Annotated in this window: 16 protein-coding genes and 1 riboswitch; of the genes, 9 read left to right on the plus strand and 7 right to left on the minus strand. The window is 40.2% G+C overall.

What is annotated here, in order from left to right; translation table 11 throughout:
* The first annotated feature begins 665 nt into the window (after window positions 1–665).
* From CSV61_RS14275 to CSV61_RS14290, 4 genes are all read left to right on the plus strand, one after another.
* Window positions 666–1,850: an AAA family ATPase gene (locus CSV61_RS14275; RefSeq protein WP_099639770.1), complete on the plus strand. Its 1,185-nt coding sequence runs from the start codon at window positions 666–668 to the stop codon at window positions 1,848–1,850.
* A gap of 15 nt (window positions 1,851–1,865) precedes the next feature.
* Window positions 1,866–3,308 (plus strand): VWA domain-containing protein, encoded by a 1,443-nt coding sequence (locus CSV61_RS14280; RefSeq protein WP_099639771.1) that lies wholly within the window; start codon window positions 1,866–1,868, stop codon window positions 3,306–3,308.
* A gap of 112 nt (window positions 3,309–3,420) precedes the next feature.
* Window positions 3,421–4,953 carry a DEAD/DEAH box helicase gene (locus CSV61_RS14285; protein WP_099639772.1) on the plus strand — a complete coding sequence of 511 codons (1,533 nt, stop codon included), beginning with the start codon at window positions 3,421–3,423 and terminating at the stop codon, window positions 4,951–4,953.
* A gap of 12 nt (window positions 4,954–4,965) precedes the next feature.
* Window positions 4,966–5,748: a YqhG family protein gene (locus tag CSV61_RS14290; RefSeq protein ID WP_099639773.1), complete on the plus strand. Its 783-nt coding sequence runs from the start codon at window positions 4,966–4,968 to the stop codon at window positions 5,746–5,748.
* A gap of 53 nt (window positions 5,749–5,801) precedes the next feature.
* Here the strand turns inward: CSV61_RS14290 and CSV61_RS14295 are convergent, their stop codons facing one another.
* From CSV61_RS14295 to coxB, 3 genes are read right to left on the minus strand one after another with little or no spacing between them, the layout of a single operon-like run.
* Window positions 5,802–6,371: a cytochrome c oxidase subunit 3 gene (locus CSV61_RS14295; RefSeq protein ID WP_099639774.1), complete on the minus strand. Its 570-nt coding sequence runs from the start codon at window positions 6,369–6,371 to the stop codon at window positions 5,802–5,804.
* Complete coding sequence (locus tag CSV61_RS14300; protein WP_099639775.1) at window positions 6,368–8,284, minus strand: cytochrome c oxidase subunit I; 1,917 nt, start codon at window positions 8,282–8,284, stop codon at window positions 6,368–6,370. The genes CSV61_RS14295 and CSV61_RS14300 overlap by 4 nt, the downstream gene beginning before the upstream one ends.
* 58 nt (window positions 8,285–8,342) lie before the next feature.
* On the minus strand, window positions 8,343–9,035 hold the full coding sequence (gene coxB / locus CSV61_RS14305; protein WP_099639776.1) for a cytochrome c oxidase subunit II: 693 nt from the start codon (window positions 9,033–9,035) through the stop codon (window positions 8,343–8,345).
* 245 nt (window positions 9,036–9,280) lie between these two features.
* Here coxB and CSV61_RS14310 point away from each other — a divergent pair, with 245 nt between their 5' ends.
* From CSV61_RS14310 to CSV61_RS14330, 5 genes are all read left to right on the plus strand, one after another.
* Window positions 9,281–10,159, plus strand: a complete 879-nt coding sequence (locus CSV61_RS14310; protein ID WP_099639777.1) for a c-type cytochrome — start codon at window positions 9,281–9,283, stop codon at window positions 10,157–10,159.
* Window positions 10,160–10,274: 115 nt separating this feature from the next.
* Window positions 10,275–10,964 carry a response regulator transcription factor gene (locus CSV61_RS14315; protein WP_099639832.1) on the plus strand — a complete coding sequence of 230 codons (690 nt, stop codon included), beginning with the start codon at window positions 10,275–10,277 and terminating at the stop codon, window positions 10,962–10,964.
* The gene (locus CSV61_RS14320; protein WP_099639778.1) at window positions 10,961–11,965 is read left to right on the plus strand and encodes a sensor histidine kinase; all 1,005 of its coding nucleotides are present in this window, start codon (window positions 10,961–10,963) and stop codon (window positions 11,963–11,965) included. The genes CSV61_RS14315 and CSV61_RS14320 overlap by 4 nt, the downstream gene beginning before the upstream one ends.
* Window positions 11,966–12,068: 103 nt before the next feature.
* Window positions 12,069–12,830, plus strand: coding sequence for an ABC transporter ATP-binding protein (locus CSV61_RS14325; RefSeq protein ID WP_099639779.1), 762 nt, complete (start codon window positions 12,069–12,071; stop codon window positions 12,828–12,830).
* On the plus strand, window positions 12,820–14,763 hold the full coding sequence (locus tag CSV61_RS14330; protein ID WP_099639780.1) for an FtsX-like permease family protein: 1,944 nt from the start codon (window positions 12,820–12,822) through the stop codon (window positions 14,761–14,763). Before CSV61_RS14325 ends, CSV61_RS14330 begins: the two co-directional genes overlap by 11 nt.
* A 48-nt stretch (window positions 14,764–14,811) precedes the next feature.
* Here CSV61_RS14330 and CSV61_RS14335 read toward each other — a convergent pair whose 3' ends face one another.
* The 4 genes from CSV61_RS14335 to CSV61_RS14350 form a co-directional block, all read right to left on the minus strand.
* Window positions 14,812–15,033, minus strand: coding sequence for a hypothetical protein (locus CSV61_RS14335; protein WP_099639781.1), 222 nt, complete (start codon window positions 15,031–15,033; stop codon window positions 14,812–14,814).
* A gap of 251 nt (window positions 15,034–15,284) precedes the next feature.
* Window positions 15,285–15,475, minus strand: a riboswitch (cobalamin riboswitch).
* Window positions 15,476–15,619: 144 nt separating this feature from the next.
* Window positions 15,620–16,966, minus strand: coding sequence for an MATE family efflux transporter (locus tag CSV61_RS14340; protein WP_099639782.1), 1,347 nt, complete (start codon window positions 16,964–16,966; stop codon window positions 15,620–15,622).
* Window positions 16,963–17,427: a GNAT family N-acetyltransferase gene (locus tag CSV61_RS14345; RefSeq protein ID WP_099639783.1), complete on the minus strand. Its 465-nt coding sequence runs from the start codon at window positions 17,425–17,427 to the stop codon at window positions 16,963–16,965. The genes CSV61_RS14340 and CSV61_RS14345 overlap by 4 nt, the downstream gene beginning before the upstream one ends.
* Window positions 17,428–17,489: 62 nt before the next feature.
* The gene (locus CSV61_RS14350; protein ID WP_099639784.1) at window positions 17,490–18,050 is read right to left on the minus strand and encodes a TetR/AcrR family transcriptional regulator; all 561 of its coding nucleotides are present in this window, start codon (window positions 18,048–18,050) and stop codon (window positions 17,490–17,492) included.
* Between the last annotated feature and the right edge of the window lie 49 nt (window positions 18,051–18,099).

Consider the following 18,099-nt stretch of genomic DNA (forward strand, 5'->3'; position numbering starts at 1 on the left):
TGAGCCAAGCGAACAACGTAGGGTTCGCTTTGCCGTATTTCTGTGTACTTTGCAGAAATTAAGGCACCTGTCCAGGGTCTCAAGACGCACGCTGATCCCTCAGGAGTCGGCCTTTCTCCGTTCCGGTACACTCTGCTACTCTAAAAAAATATATATAAATAATTACTGATAAGAACAGAAAAAAAGCGTAAAGGACATTCCCTTTACGTTTTTTCTGTTCTGCCTCAACCTCTTTTGTTATCACGGTATTTAACTAATCGAGATACGCGAATCATTTCTACTTCGAACCTGTAGTTATCGTTTTACTTTTCTAAGTTTATTTTGAGTTTTACTTTAGAAGCAAGTGTGACACCATCATTTTTTCTTCATGACTTATTATGACAACATGAGTACTTTTACTTTCAATCAACATCTTGCATTCAGAAAGTACTTGTGTGAGGAGTTGATCAAGATTAAAAGGGGTAAGAGAAATAGACAGGTTACGATACATGATTACTAAATCCAAAGCTCTAACTATGTATATAACGTTAGACAAGAATACAAGGTGGATTCGTACATGAGTGATGAAAGAATTACGGCATGAGCGGTTAAAATCTTCATATTACAGTCACACTGTTACATAAAGAGAACGATAATTCGCTATTATGATTTGAGGAGATGTCTATATGGATACGAATATAAAGAAGTTACATGAAATAAAAAAGGCATTAAACGCAAAGTTTTTTGAACGTGAAAACGAAGTAGAAGGAATTTTAGTAGCTCTCCTTTCTAAACAGCATATGTTGATGATTGGGCCAGCGGGGACAGCGAAATCAGCATTATCAGTGGAGTTGGCAAAGATCGTCAATGGTACGTCTTATTTTCAATGGTTATTGACAAGATTCAGTACCCCAGAAGAAGTATTCGGACCATTGTCGTTAAAAGATTTAGAAGAAGGCGTATATAAGCGCAATACTGCTACGAAAATGCCGGAAGCACATTTGGTGTTTTTGGATGAAATTTTCAAAGCAAACTCTGCAATATTAAACAGTTTATTGACTTTAATTAACGAAAGACTATTTTATAATGATGGACAACCTATTGAAGCCCCATTAATGTCGGTAATTGGTGCGTCTAACGAATATCCTGAAGAAGGAGAAGGGCTCGAAGCATTATTTGACCGCTTCCTGTTACGTTTCGAAATTAATTTCATTGCGGATGAATCAAACTTTGTATCGATGATGAAAGATGAAGGTGAACATGTCGACATTCCGACGATGCATCTGGATGACTTAGTGCAACTTCAACAGATGACCAGCGGAGTGCATATTCCTGATGAAGTATATGAGACATTATCTACAATCCGAAGAGAACTTCAAGACGAAGGAATTCAGCCGTCCGATCGTCGATTCAAACAATCTTTGGGTATTTTACAAGCGAGAGCTTTGATCCATCAAAGAGAGTCTGTACAGACAGCTGATCTGGTGATTCTTGAGAATGCACTCTGGGAGACTTTGGACCAAAAAGAGACTGTTTGCAACATTGTTCGTAAACATTCACAAGATGGTATAGCACAGCGGCTTTCGGCCATTGAAAACGAAGCGAATGAAATCTATGATTCTGCGGTACGTGATCAGTCAACTGAAGCAGGTATGGAAGCAGTGCAGAAAATTTCTGCCTTATCAACAGAGTTAGATGAGTTAAAAGAAAAAAATACAAGCCGTGCGACTGAAGTAGACCACTTACAAGAACAAATTAATTCCTTGAAAAAAGAAGTAGAAAGTAGTCGTATGGATGCGGCTTACTATGGCGAAACAAATGAAAAGAAGGGTGGAAATGGTGAGCAACATGGAGTCTTCTTCAGAATGTAAAAGGAGTGATATTCTATGAAAAGAAGTAAAATTATTAGAGATCATCGCTCCGTACTGAATACAGATGCATTTGATAAAAGGCGCTTTAAAGAATTGTTTGAGATGTCAGACGGTTTGCAAAAGGTCAGGGAAGAAGGACAATTGCCAACTACTGAAGCATTGCTTGGTGACGTTTGGGCGTCGCTATATAAAATGAAGCCAAGAATTGTGCTAGGGCGAATAGATCCAGCACTAAAACCGAACAAAACGATTATAGAAAAGCTGATGAAAGATGAACGTTTTGAAGAATATAGAAACTTTACTCGACTGGATGATCTGGCGGCAACTGTCTGCACTGTTAAATTAGTTGAGAAAATCAATCGATGGCTAGCGGAAGCAAAAGCTATGGATGATGACTTACTGAAGAAAATGGAAGACGTAGACGCGCTACAAGATGACGTGCCAGTTGACCATTTAGATGAATCACAGGACGAAATAGAAAATGGCCCCATACAAGAACTAGCGGATGCTACGGATCAGTTAAATGATCAACTCGAATTTACACTTGAAACGAATGGCGAACGATTTCTGCAAACGATCGATGAAGCGGTAGAAGAGTCGATCAAAGTAAAAGACAGCCTAATTTCCCTGATGGGTGGGAGCAGTGCAGGTAAAGGAGACGCAGAGTTAAAGAAAGTGCCGTTGCGTGAACAACTTGCAGTGGCAGACCAAGTCGCGATGGATCCGAAAATGCAAGAAATTGCAGAGTGGGCTGGTCGTTTTCAAGAAGTAGCGCGTCAAAAGCAGAAGACAAATTATGTAGAGGCGATCGAGAGACGTGGTGTAACTATTGGGAGTGAAATAGAACGTCTCTTACCGATGGAATTGGGATTATATGCAAATGGCTCGACGAAAAAAGATTTCTTACGCCGCTTTGCAGAGGGCAACACGATGCAGTTTGAACAGAAGAAGCGAGAGAATCTTGGCAAAGGCCCCATTATCTTTTGCCTTGACCAATCAGGAAGTATGAAGTTGCTTGATAATCAGTCAAAAGGATTCATGTTGGCGCTTCTATCAATCGCCAAGAAACAACGCCGGGATCTATGCGTTCTATTATTTTCTACGATCATTCAAAAAGAAGTGTTCACTAAAGGGAATATCACTTCAAATGAACTTGCACGACTTGCCAGAACGTATTTAGGTGGCGGAACCGACTTTACACTATCACTGCAAGGAGCTCTTGAAGTGCTGGAAGATAGCACTTTCAAACATGCTGACATTATTTTTGTAAGTGATGGAGAAGATGAAATTAGCGATAGTTTTCTTACTGAATTCAATGAGAAGAAAAAACAAAAAGAATTTAATGTGCTCACGTTAGCACTCGGGAAAGATACGAAGATTGCAGAATCATTTTCAGACCGAGTACTTCATGTAACCGACTTTTCCGATGATGGTAGCTTTATTGCTTTTGAAATCTAATAAATACCAGAACTAAAACCCTTCAGCATTTGGAGGGTCTTTTTTATTTATCATAATATTTTCTATTCTGGGTATTCTAATCAAAACATATAAGCTAGTTGAGGTGATTGGAATGCTAATTGAAAGATCGTCTTCTTGGAAAGAAGGATTTATTCAACGACTTGAAAACCATGAACCATGGAATAATTCAGTTCTGTATAACTTGAGTTATGCCATTACAAAAAATAATTTAATAACTGATTTTACTGGATTGCAGTCACTTGCTTACTTACCAAACGTAAAACCGTTACCCCATCAAATAGAGGCGGCTGAACGAGTGATTGAACAGATGAATGGCAAAGCGATTTTAGCAGATGAAGTAGGTCTCGGTAAAACCATTGAAGCAGGTCTCATCATTAAGGAATACTTGTTGCGAGGCCTTGTGAAAAAAGTGCTAATTCTAGTACCTGCTTCACTCGTTAATCAATGGGTGGAAGAGTTGTATACAAAATTCCACATCCCTGCGCTGCTGTACAAAAAGAATTACGAGCTTGATTATGTGGACGTAGTCGTCATGAGTATGGATACAGCCAAACGTAGTCCGCATAAAGAGAAAATCGTAGCGCAAGACTATGATTTGATTATTGTAGATGAAGCGCATAAGTTAAAAAATCATAAGACCATTAGCTATGAATTTGTACAAAGTTTGAAAAAGAAATTTTGTTTATTGCTTACAGCTACACCGATTCAAAATGATACGTTTGAATTGTTTTATCTGGTGACGTTACTGAAACAAGGTCACTTAGGAAACTATGACGAGTTTTCATCCGTATTTTCTGCTAAAAATCGTGATGAAGAACGGGATAGTTATTTAAAAGAACTAGTCAGCCAAGTTATGGTACGAAACAGGCGGCAGGACACGGGTGTAGAATGGTCCACGCGGAAAGTTCATACAGTTCCAATCACATTCACGAACCATGAAAGACAAGCCTACACAGCCATATCCAACCTGAAACAAATCTCACCGGTATTTTCAGGTGCATTTTCTACGATGACATTACAAAGGGAAATGTGTAGTAGCCCCGAGGCGACAATCGTTACATTGAGGAAGTTATTGCCAGAATGTAAACAGGTTGATGAAATTACACATGTGGAAGAAGTCATTAGACAATTGGAGAAATTATCGATTCATTCAAAAGCTAAAAAGGCAACGGAATTGATTAAACAAGCGAATGAAAAAGTAATTATATTTACTGAGTATCGGATGACACAGTTGTATCTAAGTGATTATCTGTATGAAAATGGAATATCGAATGTTATTTTCAATGGCAAGCTAAGCAAAAGTAGCCGTGAATGGATTAAGCATTTGTTCAAGCAACAAGCACAAGTGCTGATCGCAACAGAGTCTGGAGCGGAAGGAATTAACTTGCAATTTTGCCATCACGTCATCAATTACGATCTTCCTTGGAACCCAATGAAGTTAGAACAGCGAATTGGTCGTGTGCATCGATTAGGCCAAGAGCACGATGTACAGATTTATAATCTGGCTGTGAAAGAAACGATTGATGATCATGTGATGAATATCTTGCAAGGAAAGATTGAAACATTTGAACAAGTAGTGGGAGAATTAGATGATATTTTGGAAATGAAAGAACGGTCTATGTGAGGAGGGAAATGCATGCACTCAACGGAAATCCATACGTATCTTCATAAATTTTTCACGGAGAATGACTGTGAAATACTTCATGGAAATGAACATTATCTAACTATACAGTTGACCATCGATATGGATAAAAGAATTATGAACCGTCCTTTTTATTGGAGGTATATAGAAAGCGTGAATGAAGTACCAAAACCCGCACAGCTCACGTTAATTACGGATATGCAACAGTTGCAAAACGGAATGAAGGGGGAAGTAATCCACCTAGGATCTCCGCGGCTACATCAATTATTTCAAGTAACTAAGGAAATGGGACAATATGTGAAAATGTATGAACGTACAGAGGAGGGTACTAGCGAGCAACTGATATTGACTCCCTGGATCGGTGTCAATTATAAAGTATCATTTACCAGTCATCAAACAAAAGAGATACTGTATTCAGTAGGTATGAATTTGATGACAGGGGCAGTCATAAAAGAGTTCCATGAAACTGTTAGTATGCGGGATTTGTCCGATCAGTCATCTGAACAAGTATTTCATTTGCCTTATATCATCACACCTATTCGCGCGCTTGATCGATTGGATGCTGTAATTTCTCAAATAATTGAAGACGAAGACCTGACATGGGTGGAGGAAGCAGAAAAGCGATGGAGGAAAGATCAAGCGGTATTAGATTATTTCTACGAGGGACAAGAACCTAAACCTGAATGTTACGAGATGGAGAAGCAGGCCATGGAAGAACGCTTTAAGCCACGAATTACTGTAGATGTCGTCAATGGCGGTCTGTTTTATCTGAAATGAAAAAGCGCCGATGAAAGTTACCTGCACTTTCAACGGCGCTTTGCTGCGTCTTTCTATAGGTATGGAATATAGACGATCACCAAAATCACAATCCAGACCAGGTCTACGAAATGCCAGTAATAAGAGAAGATTTTCTGCTTCTCCAGGAACAAAGCATACGGAATTTTTCTTTTGAGATGAATGAGGATGACAGTTAGCCATCCGCAGCCAAAAGCCACGTGTGCAGCGTGTAAACCGACCAATACATAAAAGGCCCCCATAAAGACGTTGCTTCTTGTCGTATAGCCTTCTTGCATGTAAGCCGCGAATTCATTAATTTCTACACCGAGAAATGCGAGTCCTAAAAGAAGTGTAACGATCATCCAGGTGACGGCTGCTTTCCTGTTAGCCTTTTTTAAGCTACGATCTGCCAGGAATATGGTTCCACTGCTTGAAAGAAGAAAGACTGATGCGAAAACAACAGTCCTCCAGTCGAAAATTTCGGAAGGCTGCGGTCCGCTTGAAGCAGGGGTGAAAATGAAGTAAGTAACAAACAGTACCATGAACATGATGGCTTCGACACCGAGATAGATGAGAAAGCCTAGCTGCTTATCCTTGAATAAAGCTGTCTCTGTACTGTTCATTTCGCACCCCCCTCTCCGTAAACCTCTTCTCGTTCATCGTGGAATGAACGAATAATGAATAAGGCGAACACTGCTGCTCCGCTGATGGCAGCGGTCCAATAGGATTGATAAATTAAGGCGAATCCTGTTACGAATATAGCCAATGCCATCAGGAACGGCAATACTGTATCCCTGGCAATAGGGGAGTAACGAGGACTTTCCGCAATTTTCATTTCTTCATTATGGGACTTCACATACCAGAATGCATCCGTTCTTTCGACTAGCGGCATGGGTGTGAAAGTGTCCTCAGGTGAAGGGGAAGCAACGCTCCATTCAAGAGTCCGACCGTTCCACGGATCATTTCCAGCCGGCTGTGCCTGATGATTCGTTCTCCAAATATTGATGACAAGAATGATGATACTGATCCCCATTAGGAATGCACCAACTGTACTGGTAAAGTTCAGCGCTGTGATCCCTTCATCCGAACCGTACGTGTAGACACGTCGCGGCATTCCCTGTAAACCGGTTATATGCATCGGCAGGAATGTCATGTGATAACCAGCGAGAAATAACCAAAAATGCCATTTACCCAATGTCTCATTGAGTTTGTATCCGGTGATTTTCGGATACCAATAATACAATCCAGCAAAAATTCCTAGAATCGTAGAAGCCAAAATAACATAATGAAAATGTGCTACGACGAAATGTGTGTCATGGAACTGGAAATCAGCTGCGGATACAGAAAGCATTACTCCTGTCACACCGCCCATGACAAATGACGGTATAAAACCGATGGCAAATAACATAGGGACAGAAAAAATAATTTTTCCACCGCGCATGGTAAAGATCCAGTTGAATACTTTTAAACCCGTCGGAATTGCGATGGCCATCGTCGTGACAGCGAAGAATGTGTTGACAATCGGGCCCAGTCCAACTGTAAACATATGGTGTACCCAAACCATGAATCCTAAAATTCCAATTAGCAGTAAGGAAACAACCATTGCAGGGTAACCGAATATTTTCTTTCTGGAGAAGGTCGAGACAATATCCGAGAACAGTCCAAATGCGGGCAGTGCCAGTATATAGACTTCCGGATGACCGAAGAACCAGAATAAATGCTGCCAGTAAACAGGATCACCGTCTTCACCAGAAAAGAATGTTGTACCGAAGAGACGGTCAAACATCAGCAAGTAGAGGGCAATTGCCAGAACGGTGAATGCGATTAAAATCAGAAAAGACGTGATCAAGGCGGCCCAGGGAAATAGCGGCATGCGCATGAATTTCATGCCGGGTGCTCGGTTCCTTATAATCGTGACAATCAAATTCAGTGCAGTTAACAAAGTTCCAAAGCCTGCAATCTGAACCCCGAAAACATAGAAGTTGGTGGCGGCTCCCGGTGTAAATTGAGCAGTGGAGTAAGGTGCATAGCCTGTCCAGCCAACCGCAGGTGAACTGTCCAGGAAATATGCAGAACCAAACATGACCCCGCCTGCAACAAACAGCCACAACGCCAATGCGTTCAAGAATGGAAATGCTAAATCACGCGCACCAATCTGTAATGGCACAGCTACGTTCATTAAGCCGAGTAGTAAAGGCATGGCTGCGAAAAAAATCATCATCGTACCGTGTGATGTAAACGTTTGATTATATTTCTCTAACTGATAGGCCATAAATTCATGGTTTGGCAAAGCCAGCTGTATCCTGATCAGTAAGGCGTCAAGACCCGCTCTTAAGAAAAATAGAAAACCGAATACCATATACAATGTACCGATTTTTCGGTGATTAGTTGTGCGTATGTACTCCCAAATGACAGGGAATTGATGTTTTCTGGCTGCATAAATAATGGCAGTAGTTAGCAGGATAATAAGTAAGCTCCAGGCAATGACTAAATCAATTGTCAGAAATACTGATTTGCCCAAAAAAGGGATGTGCATATGACCTTTCACTCCTCACGTTAGACTTGGATGACAACATGGACTTGTTGCCGTTCACTTAGTCATTGATATAGTTTTCGTATTCTTCCTTGGAAACAACTTTTACGGTAAACGTCATATTCGCGTGCTGGATTCCGCAGTATTCTGCACATTTACCTTTGTAGATTCCTTTTTCAGGATGATCAATTTCATAAACAATGGGTTTGTTTGGAATGGCGTCTACTTTACCTGCAAGCTCAGGTACCCAGAAAGAATGGATTACATCTTCTGTGGAGAGATGCAGTATGATAGTTTCTCCCTCAGGCAATACCAGCAAATTATTCTCTTTTTTGTCTGTATCATAAGTGAATGTCCACTGGAATTGTTTAGCGGAGACATGAATATGTTCTCCTTCATGGCGCGAGTCAGCTTCCGCAACCGGTGACTGGTGATACGCAATACGTATAGAGGGGATTGCAATAATAACAAGCAATATGACAGGGATGATAGTCCATGCGAGCTGTAAATTGCGCTTTTGTTTATCATCCAAATAATGTGTGGGGTCATGTTCCCGTGCTTTTGTATATCGATACATGATCACTGTCCTGACGAGTAAAAAGAGAACCACTGCTAGTACCAGCAGCATAATACCAAACCCAAGCCAAATCAGGAAGGCCTGATCTTTCCCAGTGGCGCTTTTCGGATTTAAAACGGTGATATTTGAACAGCCAGAGAGCAGAAGAAATGGAATCAATAAACGAATCTTTTTCACTTAAACAGCCTCCTTCCAGCGCATGAACCTATTTATTAACTGCCGTACCCGGTCGCGTTGAAATAAAACATAAAATTACTGTATTAATTAAGAATATACTTTCTCATTATGTCTTATATGGCTTTACAAAGGGGGGTGGAGAAGTATTAACACGGAAAAATATATTTTGTTTGCATAAATCAGTTATATTGATAGCAGTTTCGGGTACGGGAATAATAGATTGTGTAATTACAGGGGGGATATGCATGTCTATACGCAAATCAGCAGCAATCATGCTGATGTTGATTTTAATGATTGTCAGTGCCTGCAGTCATGATCAAGGATACAGCGAAGCAGATATCCGCAGAGATTTACAAAACTTGGACCCTAATGACCCAAATACCGAAAAGATCGTTCGGGGTAAAGAGCTATTTGATGCTACGAATGCAGTACTGCCTGAAAACGTAGGGAATAATCTGTCCTGTATTAGCTGTCATGGAGATGGCGGATTGTCGGCAAATTCCCCGATGGTCGGAGCGACTGTGAAATATCCGAAAGAGCACCATGGAAATTGGACGACGATTGAAGATCGTGTCAATGGCTGCTTTGTCCGCAGTATGAATGGATCAAAACTTGATCAAGGCAGTGAAGAAATGAAAGCGATGGTCAAGTATTTGACGTTTATCTCAAAAGATGTAAAAACTGATGAGGATATTACTTGGAGAATGAATAACAATAAAGACTCTATTCCTGAGCCGAACGTGGACAATGGGCAGCAATTATTCATTGATAAAAACTGTATTTCCTGCCACGCAGGAGATGGATCGGGGACGAGTGACCATACAGGTCCCGCATTATGGGGTGATGGGTCATTCAATGAAGCCGCAGGTATAAACCGGATTAACAAAGCGACAGGTTTCATTCAAAACAATATGCCGAAAGGACATGCTGGAACGCTGACAGACCAGGAAGCCGCAGATTTAGCAGCGTTCGTCTTGTCCCATGACCGTCCTGAGGGTGATCCAGAGAAAGTGGGAGATTACCATAAGGATCCGGAACGTGACTATATCACGAAGGAACGCCGAGAGAAGATTCGGAAGGGTGAATTTGACTGGACTGAACTCGATGTGGTGGAAAAGAATTAATAGTGAATCATACATAGCTCATACTTAACTTGTTTTACATGTTAGGTTGAGCTATTTTAATTTTGTACAAAGATAGGATAAACTAAAAGCACTGAAGAAAAGTGTGGTGAGTCCGTTGTTTACAATTATGCTGATTGAAGATGATCAAACCTTATTTATGGAAATAAAAGACCGCCTGACGCAATGGTCTTACCAGACGGAAGGAGTTAAAGACTTCGGTAATGTATTGCGAGAGTTTATAGAGCTCGATCCAGATCTGGTAATTATAGATATCCAATTGCCGAAGTTCGATGGCTTTCATTGGTGTCGGATGATTCGCTCGCATTCCAATGTACCAATTATTTTCCTGTCTTCACGTGATCACCCAACAGATATGGTGATGTCGATGCAGCTTGGAGCCGATGACTTCATTCAAAAACCATTTCATTTTGATGTACTGATAGCGAAAATCCAAGCGATATTGCGCCGTGTCTATAATTACAACACAGAACAGACATGGGAAGTAAAGTTCTGGTGTGGGGCGGCAGTGGATTTTGTTAAGGGCACACTGACAAATGATAACGGAACTATTGAGCTTACCAAAAATGAAATATATATTTTGAAAGTCCTGATCGAAAGAATAAATGAAATTGTGACAAGGGAAGAAATCATCACCAGTTTATGGGATGATGAACGATTTGTTAGTGATAATACGCTTACTGTCAACGTCAATCGACTGCGTAAACGAATTGCAGAAATCGGATTGACTGATGTTATTGAAACAAAGGTGGGGCAAGGTTATATGGCGAAGGAAAAGCAATTATGATTCGAATGTTTTTAAAGGAACGTGTTAGTTGGATACTGTTCTTTATCTTCTTGCAACTGCTCGTTCTAGCAATGGGCTATTTGGACACGAGCGTTCCATTTACGTCTACTGTCTATATAGCATTCATTTCCTGTTTATCTTTCGTTCTATTTATCGTTGCACGTTATGGAAAAGAAACAAGATTTTATAAACACATCCATTCAGTAGAGCCATCATTCGATCTGACTACAATACCTGAAGCTAACAGTCCTTTTGAAACAATTACTCACGAAAAAATTTCCGAACAAATTCAAGTGTATAAAAACCAGTTGGATAAATTGCAAACCGATTTAGAACAAGAAAAAGATGACATATTGAATTGGATACATGAAGTGAAAACACCCTTGACGACGTTGCAATTAATGATCGAACGTACAAAAGACCCTGCGCTTCGTTCACAGTTGATGTATGAGTGGCTTCGCATTCATTTGCTACTGGATCAGCAACTTCATCAAAAGCGTATTCCATTCATCCAGAATGATTTGTATATCGAAAAAGTCGATGTACAGAAGTTGCTATTTCAGGAGATAAAATCATTAAAGCAATGGTGTATGCAAAAACGAATCGGTTTTGATGTATCATTGGAAACAATAGACGTACTGACCGATGCCAAATGGCTTGGCTTCATTAGTAGACAATTACTGACGAATGCAGTGAAATACAGTGAGGATTCGGACGTACGTATTCGGTGTACTAGCCAGAATGGCATCACCACGTTATCGATTGAAGATTTTGGGCAGGGAATCGCGCCAAGAGACGTATCTCGTATATTCGATAAAGGCTTTACTGGTACAGCAAACCATCCAAATCATGCCGCTACAGGAATGGGGCTGTACTTGGCAAAACAAGTTGCAGAATCCTTGTTGATTACGATGGAAGTAGAGTCGACAGTAGGGAAAGGTACTCGGTTGTCGCTGGTTTTTGCGAAAGAAAACGAAATGATTCGTATGACACGTATGTAAAAGCATGTGACAGCATCGTCACATGCTTTTTAAAATTGTCATATTAAAGGCAGGAGAAAATTCTATACATTGATTAAGATAGAATGAACAAGGAGTGATGGATATGGTGATTTTACAAGCAATGAAAGTCTATAAAACATACGGCAATACATTCAATAAACAGGAAGTATTACGTGCACTGGACCTTGAAGTACAAAAAGGTGAATTCGTCAGCATCATGGGAGCATCGGGTTCGGGGAAAACGACTTTGTTAAATGTCCTTTCTTCTATTGATCGCGTCAGCCAAGGAACGATCAACATAGAAGGGCAGAACCTCAACGAGATGAAAGAGAAGCAAATGGCAGAATTCCGAAAACGTCATCTCGGCTTCATCTTTCAGGACTATAATCTACTCGATACGCTAACAGTAAAAGAAAATATACTGCTTCCGCTATCGGTGCAGAAAGTTTCTAGAAAACTAGCCGATGAAAAATTTCATGCAGTGGCGGAGGAATTGGGGATTTCCGAAATTGCTGCCAAATACCCGAACGAAATTTCAGGTGGGCAAAAGCAAAGGACGTCTGCAGCACGAGCATTCATCCATGATCCGAGCATTATTTTTGCGGATGAACCGACAGGCGCTCTCGATTCAAAAGCGGCATCCGATTTGTTGAACAAACTAAGTGATCTCAATAGGAAGAGGAATGCTTCTATTGTCATGGTGACTCACGATCCTCTCGCCGCAAGTTTTAGTGAACGTGTGGTGTTCATCAAAGATGGACAAATCTACACGCAACTAAATAAAGGAGATCAGACGCGTAACGAATTCTTTACTGACATCATCAAAACGCAAGGTGTGTTGGGTGGTGTGCAACATGACGCTTAATCAACTGATTTTCCGCAATATCAAGAAAAACCTTAAACATTATTATGTGTATATCTTTGCCTTGGTTTTTAGCGTAGGTTTGTATTTTTCATTTGTCACGTTGCAATTCGATCCGGCATTGGACGATGCAACAGGAGGAGTGAAAGGTGCTGCAGCTATTAAATCAGGTTCAGTTTTTCTGATTGTGATCGTGTCTGTATTCTTGCTATATGCTAACAATCTATTCATTAAACGACGCAGTAAAGAGATTGGATTATTCCAATTGATCGGGATGACAAAAGGAACTGTTTTCCGTATTTTAAGTGTAGAGAATTTTGTATTATACGTAGGTTCTCTCGTTATCGGGCTATTCTTAGGATTTTCGATGTCACGATTACTCATGCTCATTTTATTTAAGGTCACTGGTGTAACGGATGTTGCAACCTTACGTTTCTCTTCAGAAGCTTTGGTTCGGACATTGATTGTGTTTGCGGCAATCTTCGTATTAATTTTGATCATGAATGCGCTATTCATTAAACGGCAAAGTATATTATCTTTGTTCCGTGTAACGACTGTGACGCAACAGCGGGTCAAAAAGATGACAGTATTCCAGGCGGTCATCGGTGTGTTGGGTATTCTACTCATTGTATTCGGCTATTATTTATCATCCCGATTGTTTAGTAGTGTGTTCCTTGGTGATCAGCTATTTCTGGTCATGATCATCATACTAGCTTCAGTAATCATGGGAACCTATTTGTTCTATAAAGGCTCGGTCAGCTTTATCTTTAATCTGATTCGTAAACATAAAGGGGGGTATCTGAACGTTAACGACGTGCTGTCTCTCTCTTCAATTATGTTTCGAATGAAATCAAATTCCTTTCTATTAATGATTATTACTTCATTATCTGCGCTATCCATAGCGTTACTGTCGTTAAGTTATATATCATACTACTCAGTAGAGAAGACCGTAGAGCGAACTATTCCGGCCGACTTCACTATTCCTGATACTACACGTGCAAAGGAATTTACACAGGCACTTGAAAGTAAAAATATTTCTTATACTGAGACAGCTGTTGATCTATTGACTACACCTGTGGATTTATTGAGAGTGCTATCTATTCCTGGTGGGGAGAGTCAAAATATGAGTTATACCGACACAGAAATGATTGTCATTAGTGATGAAGGATTGTCGGAAATAGATGTAGCAGAGAAGGAAGTACTCTTCATTAACTTCGATAGCTTGACGGAAAATTTCATGAAATTTCAAACAGACCAGCAAATCGTATTTCGAGGCAAAGAGCATATGTATGATCTAACACTGAAAGGGATAGAAAAAACAGCTGTCCTTCCAACGCGTGTGACCTATGCTTTCGTTGTCGCAGTGGTGGATGATCAAGTATTCGGGAAGATGAATAAAGATAAAGATCCGTCTATAACATCTGAATTTACAGAGTATCATGGAGTGGATATAGACAATGAAAATGATCTAGAAAAAGCAAATGAATTATTTAGTGTGTTGGGAATAAACGACTGGGCAGGACATGAATCGAAGTTTGAGGAAAGAACTGAACAAATGCAAGGTGCGGGCATGATCATGTTCATCGTGGGATTCCTCGGTCTCGCCTTCCTTATTACGTCTGGCTGTATACTATACTTTAAACAGATGGACGAAAGTGAAGATGAAAAATCGAACTACACTATTCTTCGTAAACTCGGCTTTACACAAACGGATTTACTTAAAGGGGTTCAACGAAAGCAGCTATTTAATTTCGGCATTCCATTGGTCGTCGGTCTTTTACACAGCTATTTTGCTGTGAAATCCGGCTGGTTCCTATTCGGTACGGAAATGTTAGCACCTACGATTATTGTGATGTTCATCTACACGGTACTATATTCTATATTTGGCTTGCTATCCGTATTGAACTATAAACGTGTAATCAAAGATTCTTTATAACCAAGTGATCCCCCTGACACATCTAAGTCAGGGGGATTTTACTATGAATTAGTTACTACCTACCAATTCAGTAACCACAATTTGATATGCTTTATCCAAATTAGCTAGTTGCACAATTTTTTCTGCAGTGTTATTCGCCTGATCTTCGAAAATCTGTTTTTTTATATCTTTTACTAGTAAAGAGAGGGGGGTGGAGTGAGTGCTCACTCGGTCCGACATCAGTGTATCTTTTAGTAAGTTTGTAAAGTCATCAATTGTTTGATTGTGCATGAATCATTCTCCTCATCGTGTGTGTATTGGTTCGTTGACATAAAAAAACATCCGTCCGGTAAATGCTTGGAAGGATGTTAAGTGGGAAGCCATGACGAAGTAAACGGTTCGGCAGGAAATACATCTACGTTGGATCGATAGAAACTGTATCGAAGCCACCTAATGAATGTCCTGATTCCGTTTTTTCGTACGTCGGCTTGTGTATGATTTTTCATAAGCCGCACTTGACACCTCCTATCCGCGTAGGGTATTGGTGTGTACTGATCTAGGCAGGTCTCCTGGCTCGTCTTCATCGTATAATCCACCTTCCCATTTCCCTTGCGGTAAAACAGTGGTAACGAATTATACTCCAACTCACAGTTGCGGGACAGCATCGGTTTTTCACCGATTTCCCTTTTAAGCGTTTAAGAAAAATAAACGCACCTATCTCTAACACGATATTCAGTTGCTCTTTCAGTATATCACGCTTATTTATGAAATGAACAAAAATAATGTTACACTGCTACTACAACACGGAATGACACTAATTCGACGGAACGCACCGCTTGGAATGTCGGTCTTACCGTCCCGTTCTATAGATCAATGTTTAGTGGATGAACGAATGTCGAGTAGCGCTCCTTTGATGTAAATACACACTAATAAATACGACAAGCTCAGAAGCAGGAATGGACAACCAAATACCATTTAATCCGAAAATGCGTGGTAAAATCATTAGGAAAATTAACATGACGATGATTTCACGTGACGCGGTGATCCAAGTAGCCATCCGTACATTGCCGACAGACTGATAATAGGTCATCATGACAAAGTTCGTACCTGTGAACAAATAAGCGAAGAAGAACAGGTTAATTCCAGTAGTAGCCAAATCTCTAACGGCTTGTGGGAAGTCTCCGAAAATCGATACGATAGGCCCTGCTGCGAATTGGCCGACAAGGAAAAACACAGCGCCCGCGATCATGACAGTAAGAGTGGCCTTTTTTACAGTTTCCTTCATCCGTGCTCGATTACCAGAGCCTTGATAATAACTGATCAGCGGCTGAATCGCGCCGCCCATTCCTAGGAATAGCATCAGCATAACACTGTGCACATAGTTCAAAATAGAGAACGCCGCAACGCCTTCCGTACCAGCCATCCGTTCGAATGCAATATTGTGCGTAATAGTAAAAAAAGAGATTCCCAACTCGGAAAGGAAGCTCGGAAAACCAATGAATAGAATAGCTAGGAATAGCTTTCTATTGAATCGTAAGCGAATTAGTTTTAAATTATTGTTTTTCTTAAAAAAGTGGGTGACTAGTACTAACATGCCCAAAAAGGAAGCGATAATTGTAGCACTTGCAGCACCGGCGACGCCATAATCTAGAATGAATAAAAACACATAATTCAAGATGATGTTCACGACGGACGTTACAATTAACCCGGCCATTGAAAGGTTCGGTGCTCCATCATTGCGCACGAAAATGCTAAACGTGTTTTCTACAGTAAAGATAAAACCAAACAGTAAAATCACAAATAAGTATTGTGATACATAAGGGAAAGTGGTCGTATTCGCTCCTAACGCATACGCTAGCGGATCTCTAAAAATAAAGGCGGTCAAGCCTATTATAGTGGTGAATAAGAAAATAGAGACGATCGCATGTGTGAAAATCGAACGAGCTTTTTGCACATCTTTGGCACCCATCGCCATAGAGTATTTCGTAGCGGCGCCTATACCAATCCACAAAGAAATAGCAAAAAAGATAGTATAAACGGGAGCCGAAATTCCGACTCCCGCTAATGCTTCTGCACCCAATCGATTACCGACCATAATGCCATCTGCCACAATGTTGATGGCCATTAGTAACATACCGACAGTTGACGGTATTAAATAACGTAAAAAGATACGTCCTACAGGCTCAGTATCCAATTGATTGAATTTGGGTGAAGAAGAACTCATTGCACAGGGCTCCTTTGTAGATCAAGTTCCATAATAAGACAAGGGAATTCACCCACATCATCAATTTTACCATTTAACCTAAAACCGAACTTTTCATATACATGCTGTGCGGCTTTATTACTTGGATAAATACTTAAAAAAATCTTGTCGCATTGATACTTTTCTTCCATTCTCGTAAGGAGAAGTTTAAGAAATCTGCTAGCATAACCTTTACCTTGGTGATGCTGATCTATCATAAAACGATCAAGCCATACGTTGCCATCCGCTTCACGACCGTGCATCGCATAACCGACTAATTCTTCTCCATCATATAAGCCAATGGACTTCCATTCTGGTTCAAATTGAGATTGTGCTAGTGAAAATGAATTGCTTTCAATAAAGTTCTTTTGGTTTTCATGTACGGATAAATAGGCAACTTCCTGCCAATTTTCATTCGTTACCTCACATGCGTGGAGGCTCATAATTCCATCTCGCTTTCGATTTATTGTAAAACAGTAAAACTTCTTTTGTTTTATTAGTTTATTTAGTCATCACGTTTCTTAATGAATCCGAACAATAGGATATCTACTATAGAATCTAATGCTTCGGTAACCGTCATGCGATTTTCATAGAAAAACTTTCGATCAAGTGTAGAGTTCGTTGCATCTATAATCAACTTCATAAGCAACTCTACGTTTTGATCTGCAATGATCCCTTCATGAATTCCTTGTTCAATTAATTCACGAAGTTCATCCCATTCATGGAGTGCAGCGTGCACTCGTTCCCATTGTGCGGGATGTGTTTTTCTCATTTGATCAAGTATTTGCCAGTTATAAAAGTCATTGTACTTCGGTATGACCGTAATGACTTTCTTAATCTTATCTACGAGATGTAGTTCCTCGTCCTTCATAATTATATCGGTTTTTTCGTCGAACTCTTGTAATGTTGAGTTAATCAACGCATCTAAAATTTCCGTTTTGGAAGAAAAGTGTTCGTATAATGTACGTTTGCTGATACCTAGTCTTTTGGCTAGATCATCCATTGTGAACTTCATACTTTTTTCATGAACTTCTTCGAGGAAAGCTTTCATAATCCGTGCCTTCATTTATCGTACTCCTATCCTTATATACAGAATGAAAACTAAAAAAACATAT

This window comes from Sporosarcina sp. P3, from assembly GCF_002743415.1.
GTDB lineage: Bacteria > Bacillota > Bacilli > Bacillales_A > Planococcaceae > Sporosarcina > Sporosarcina ureae_A.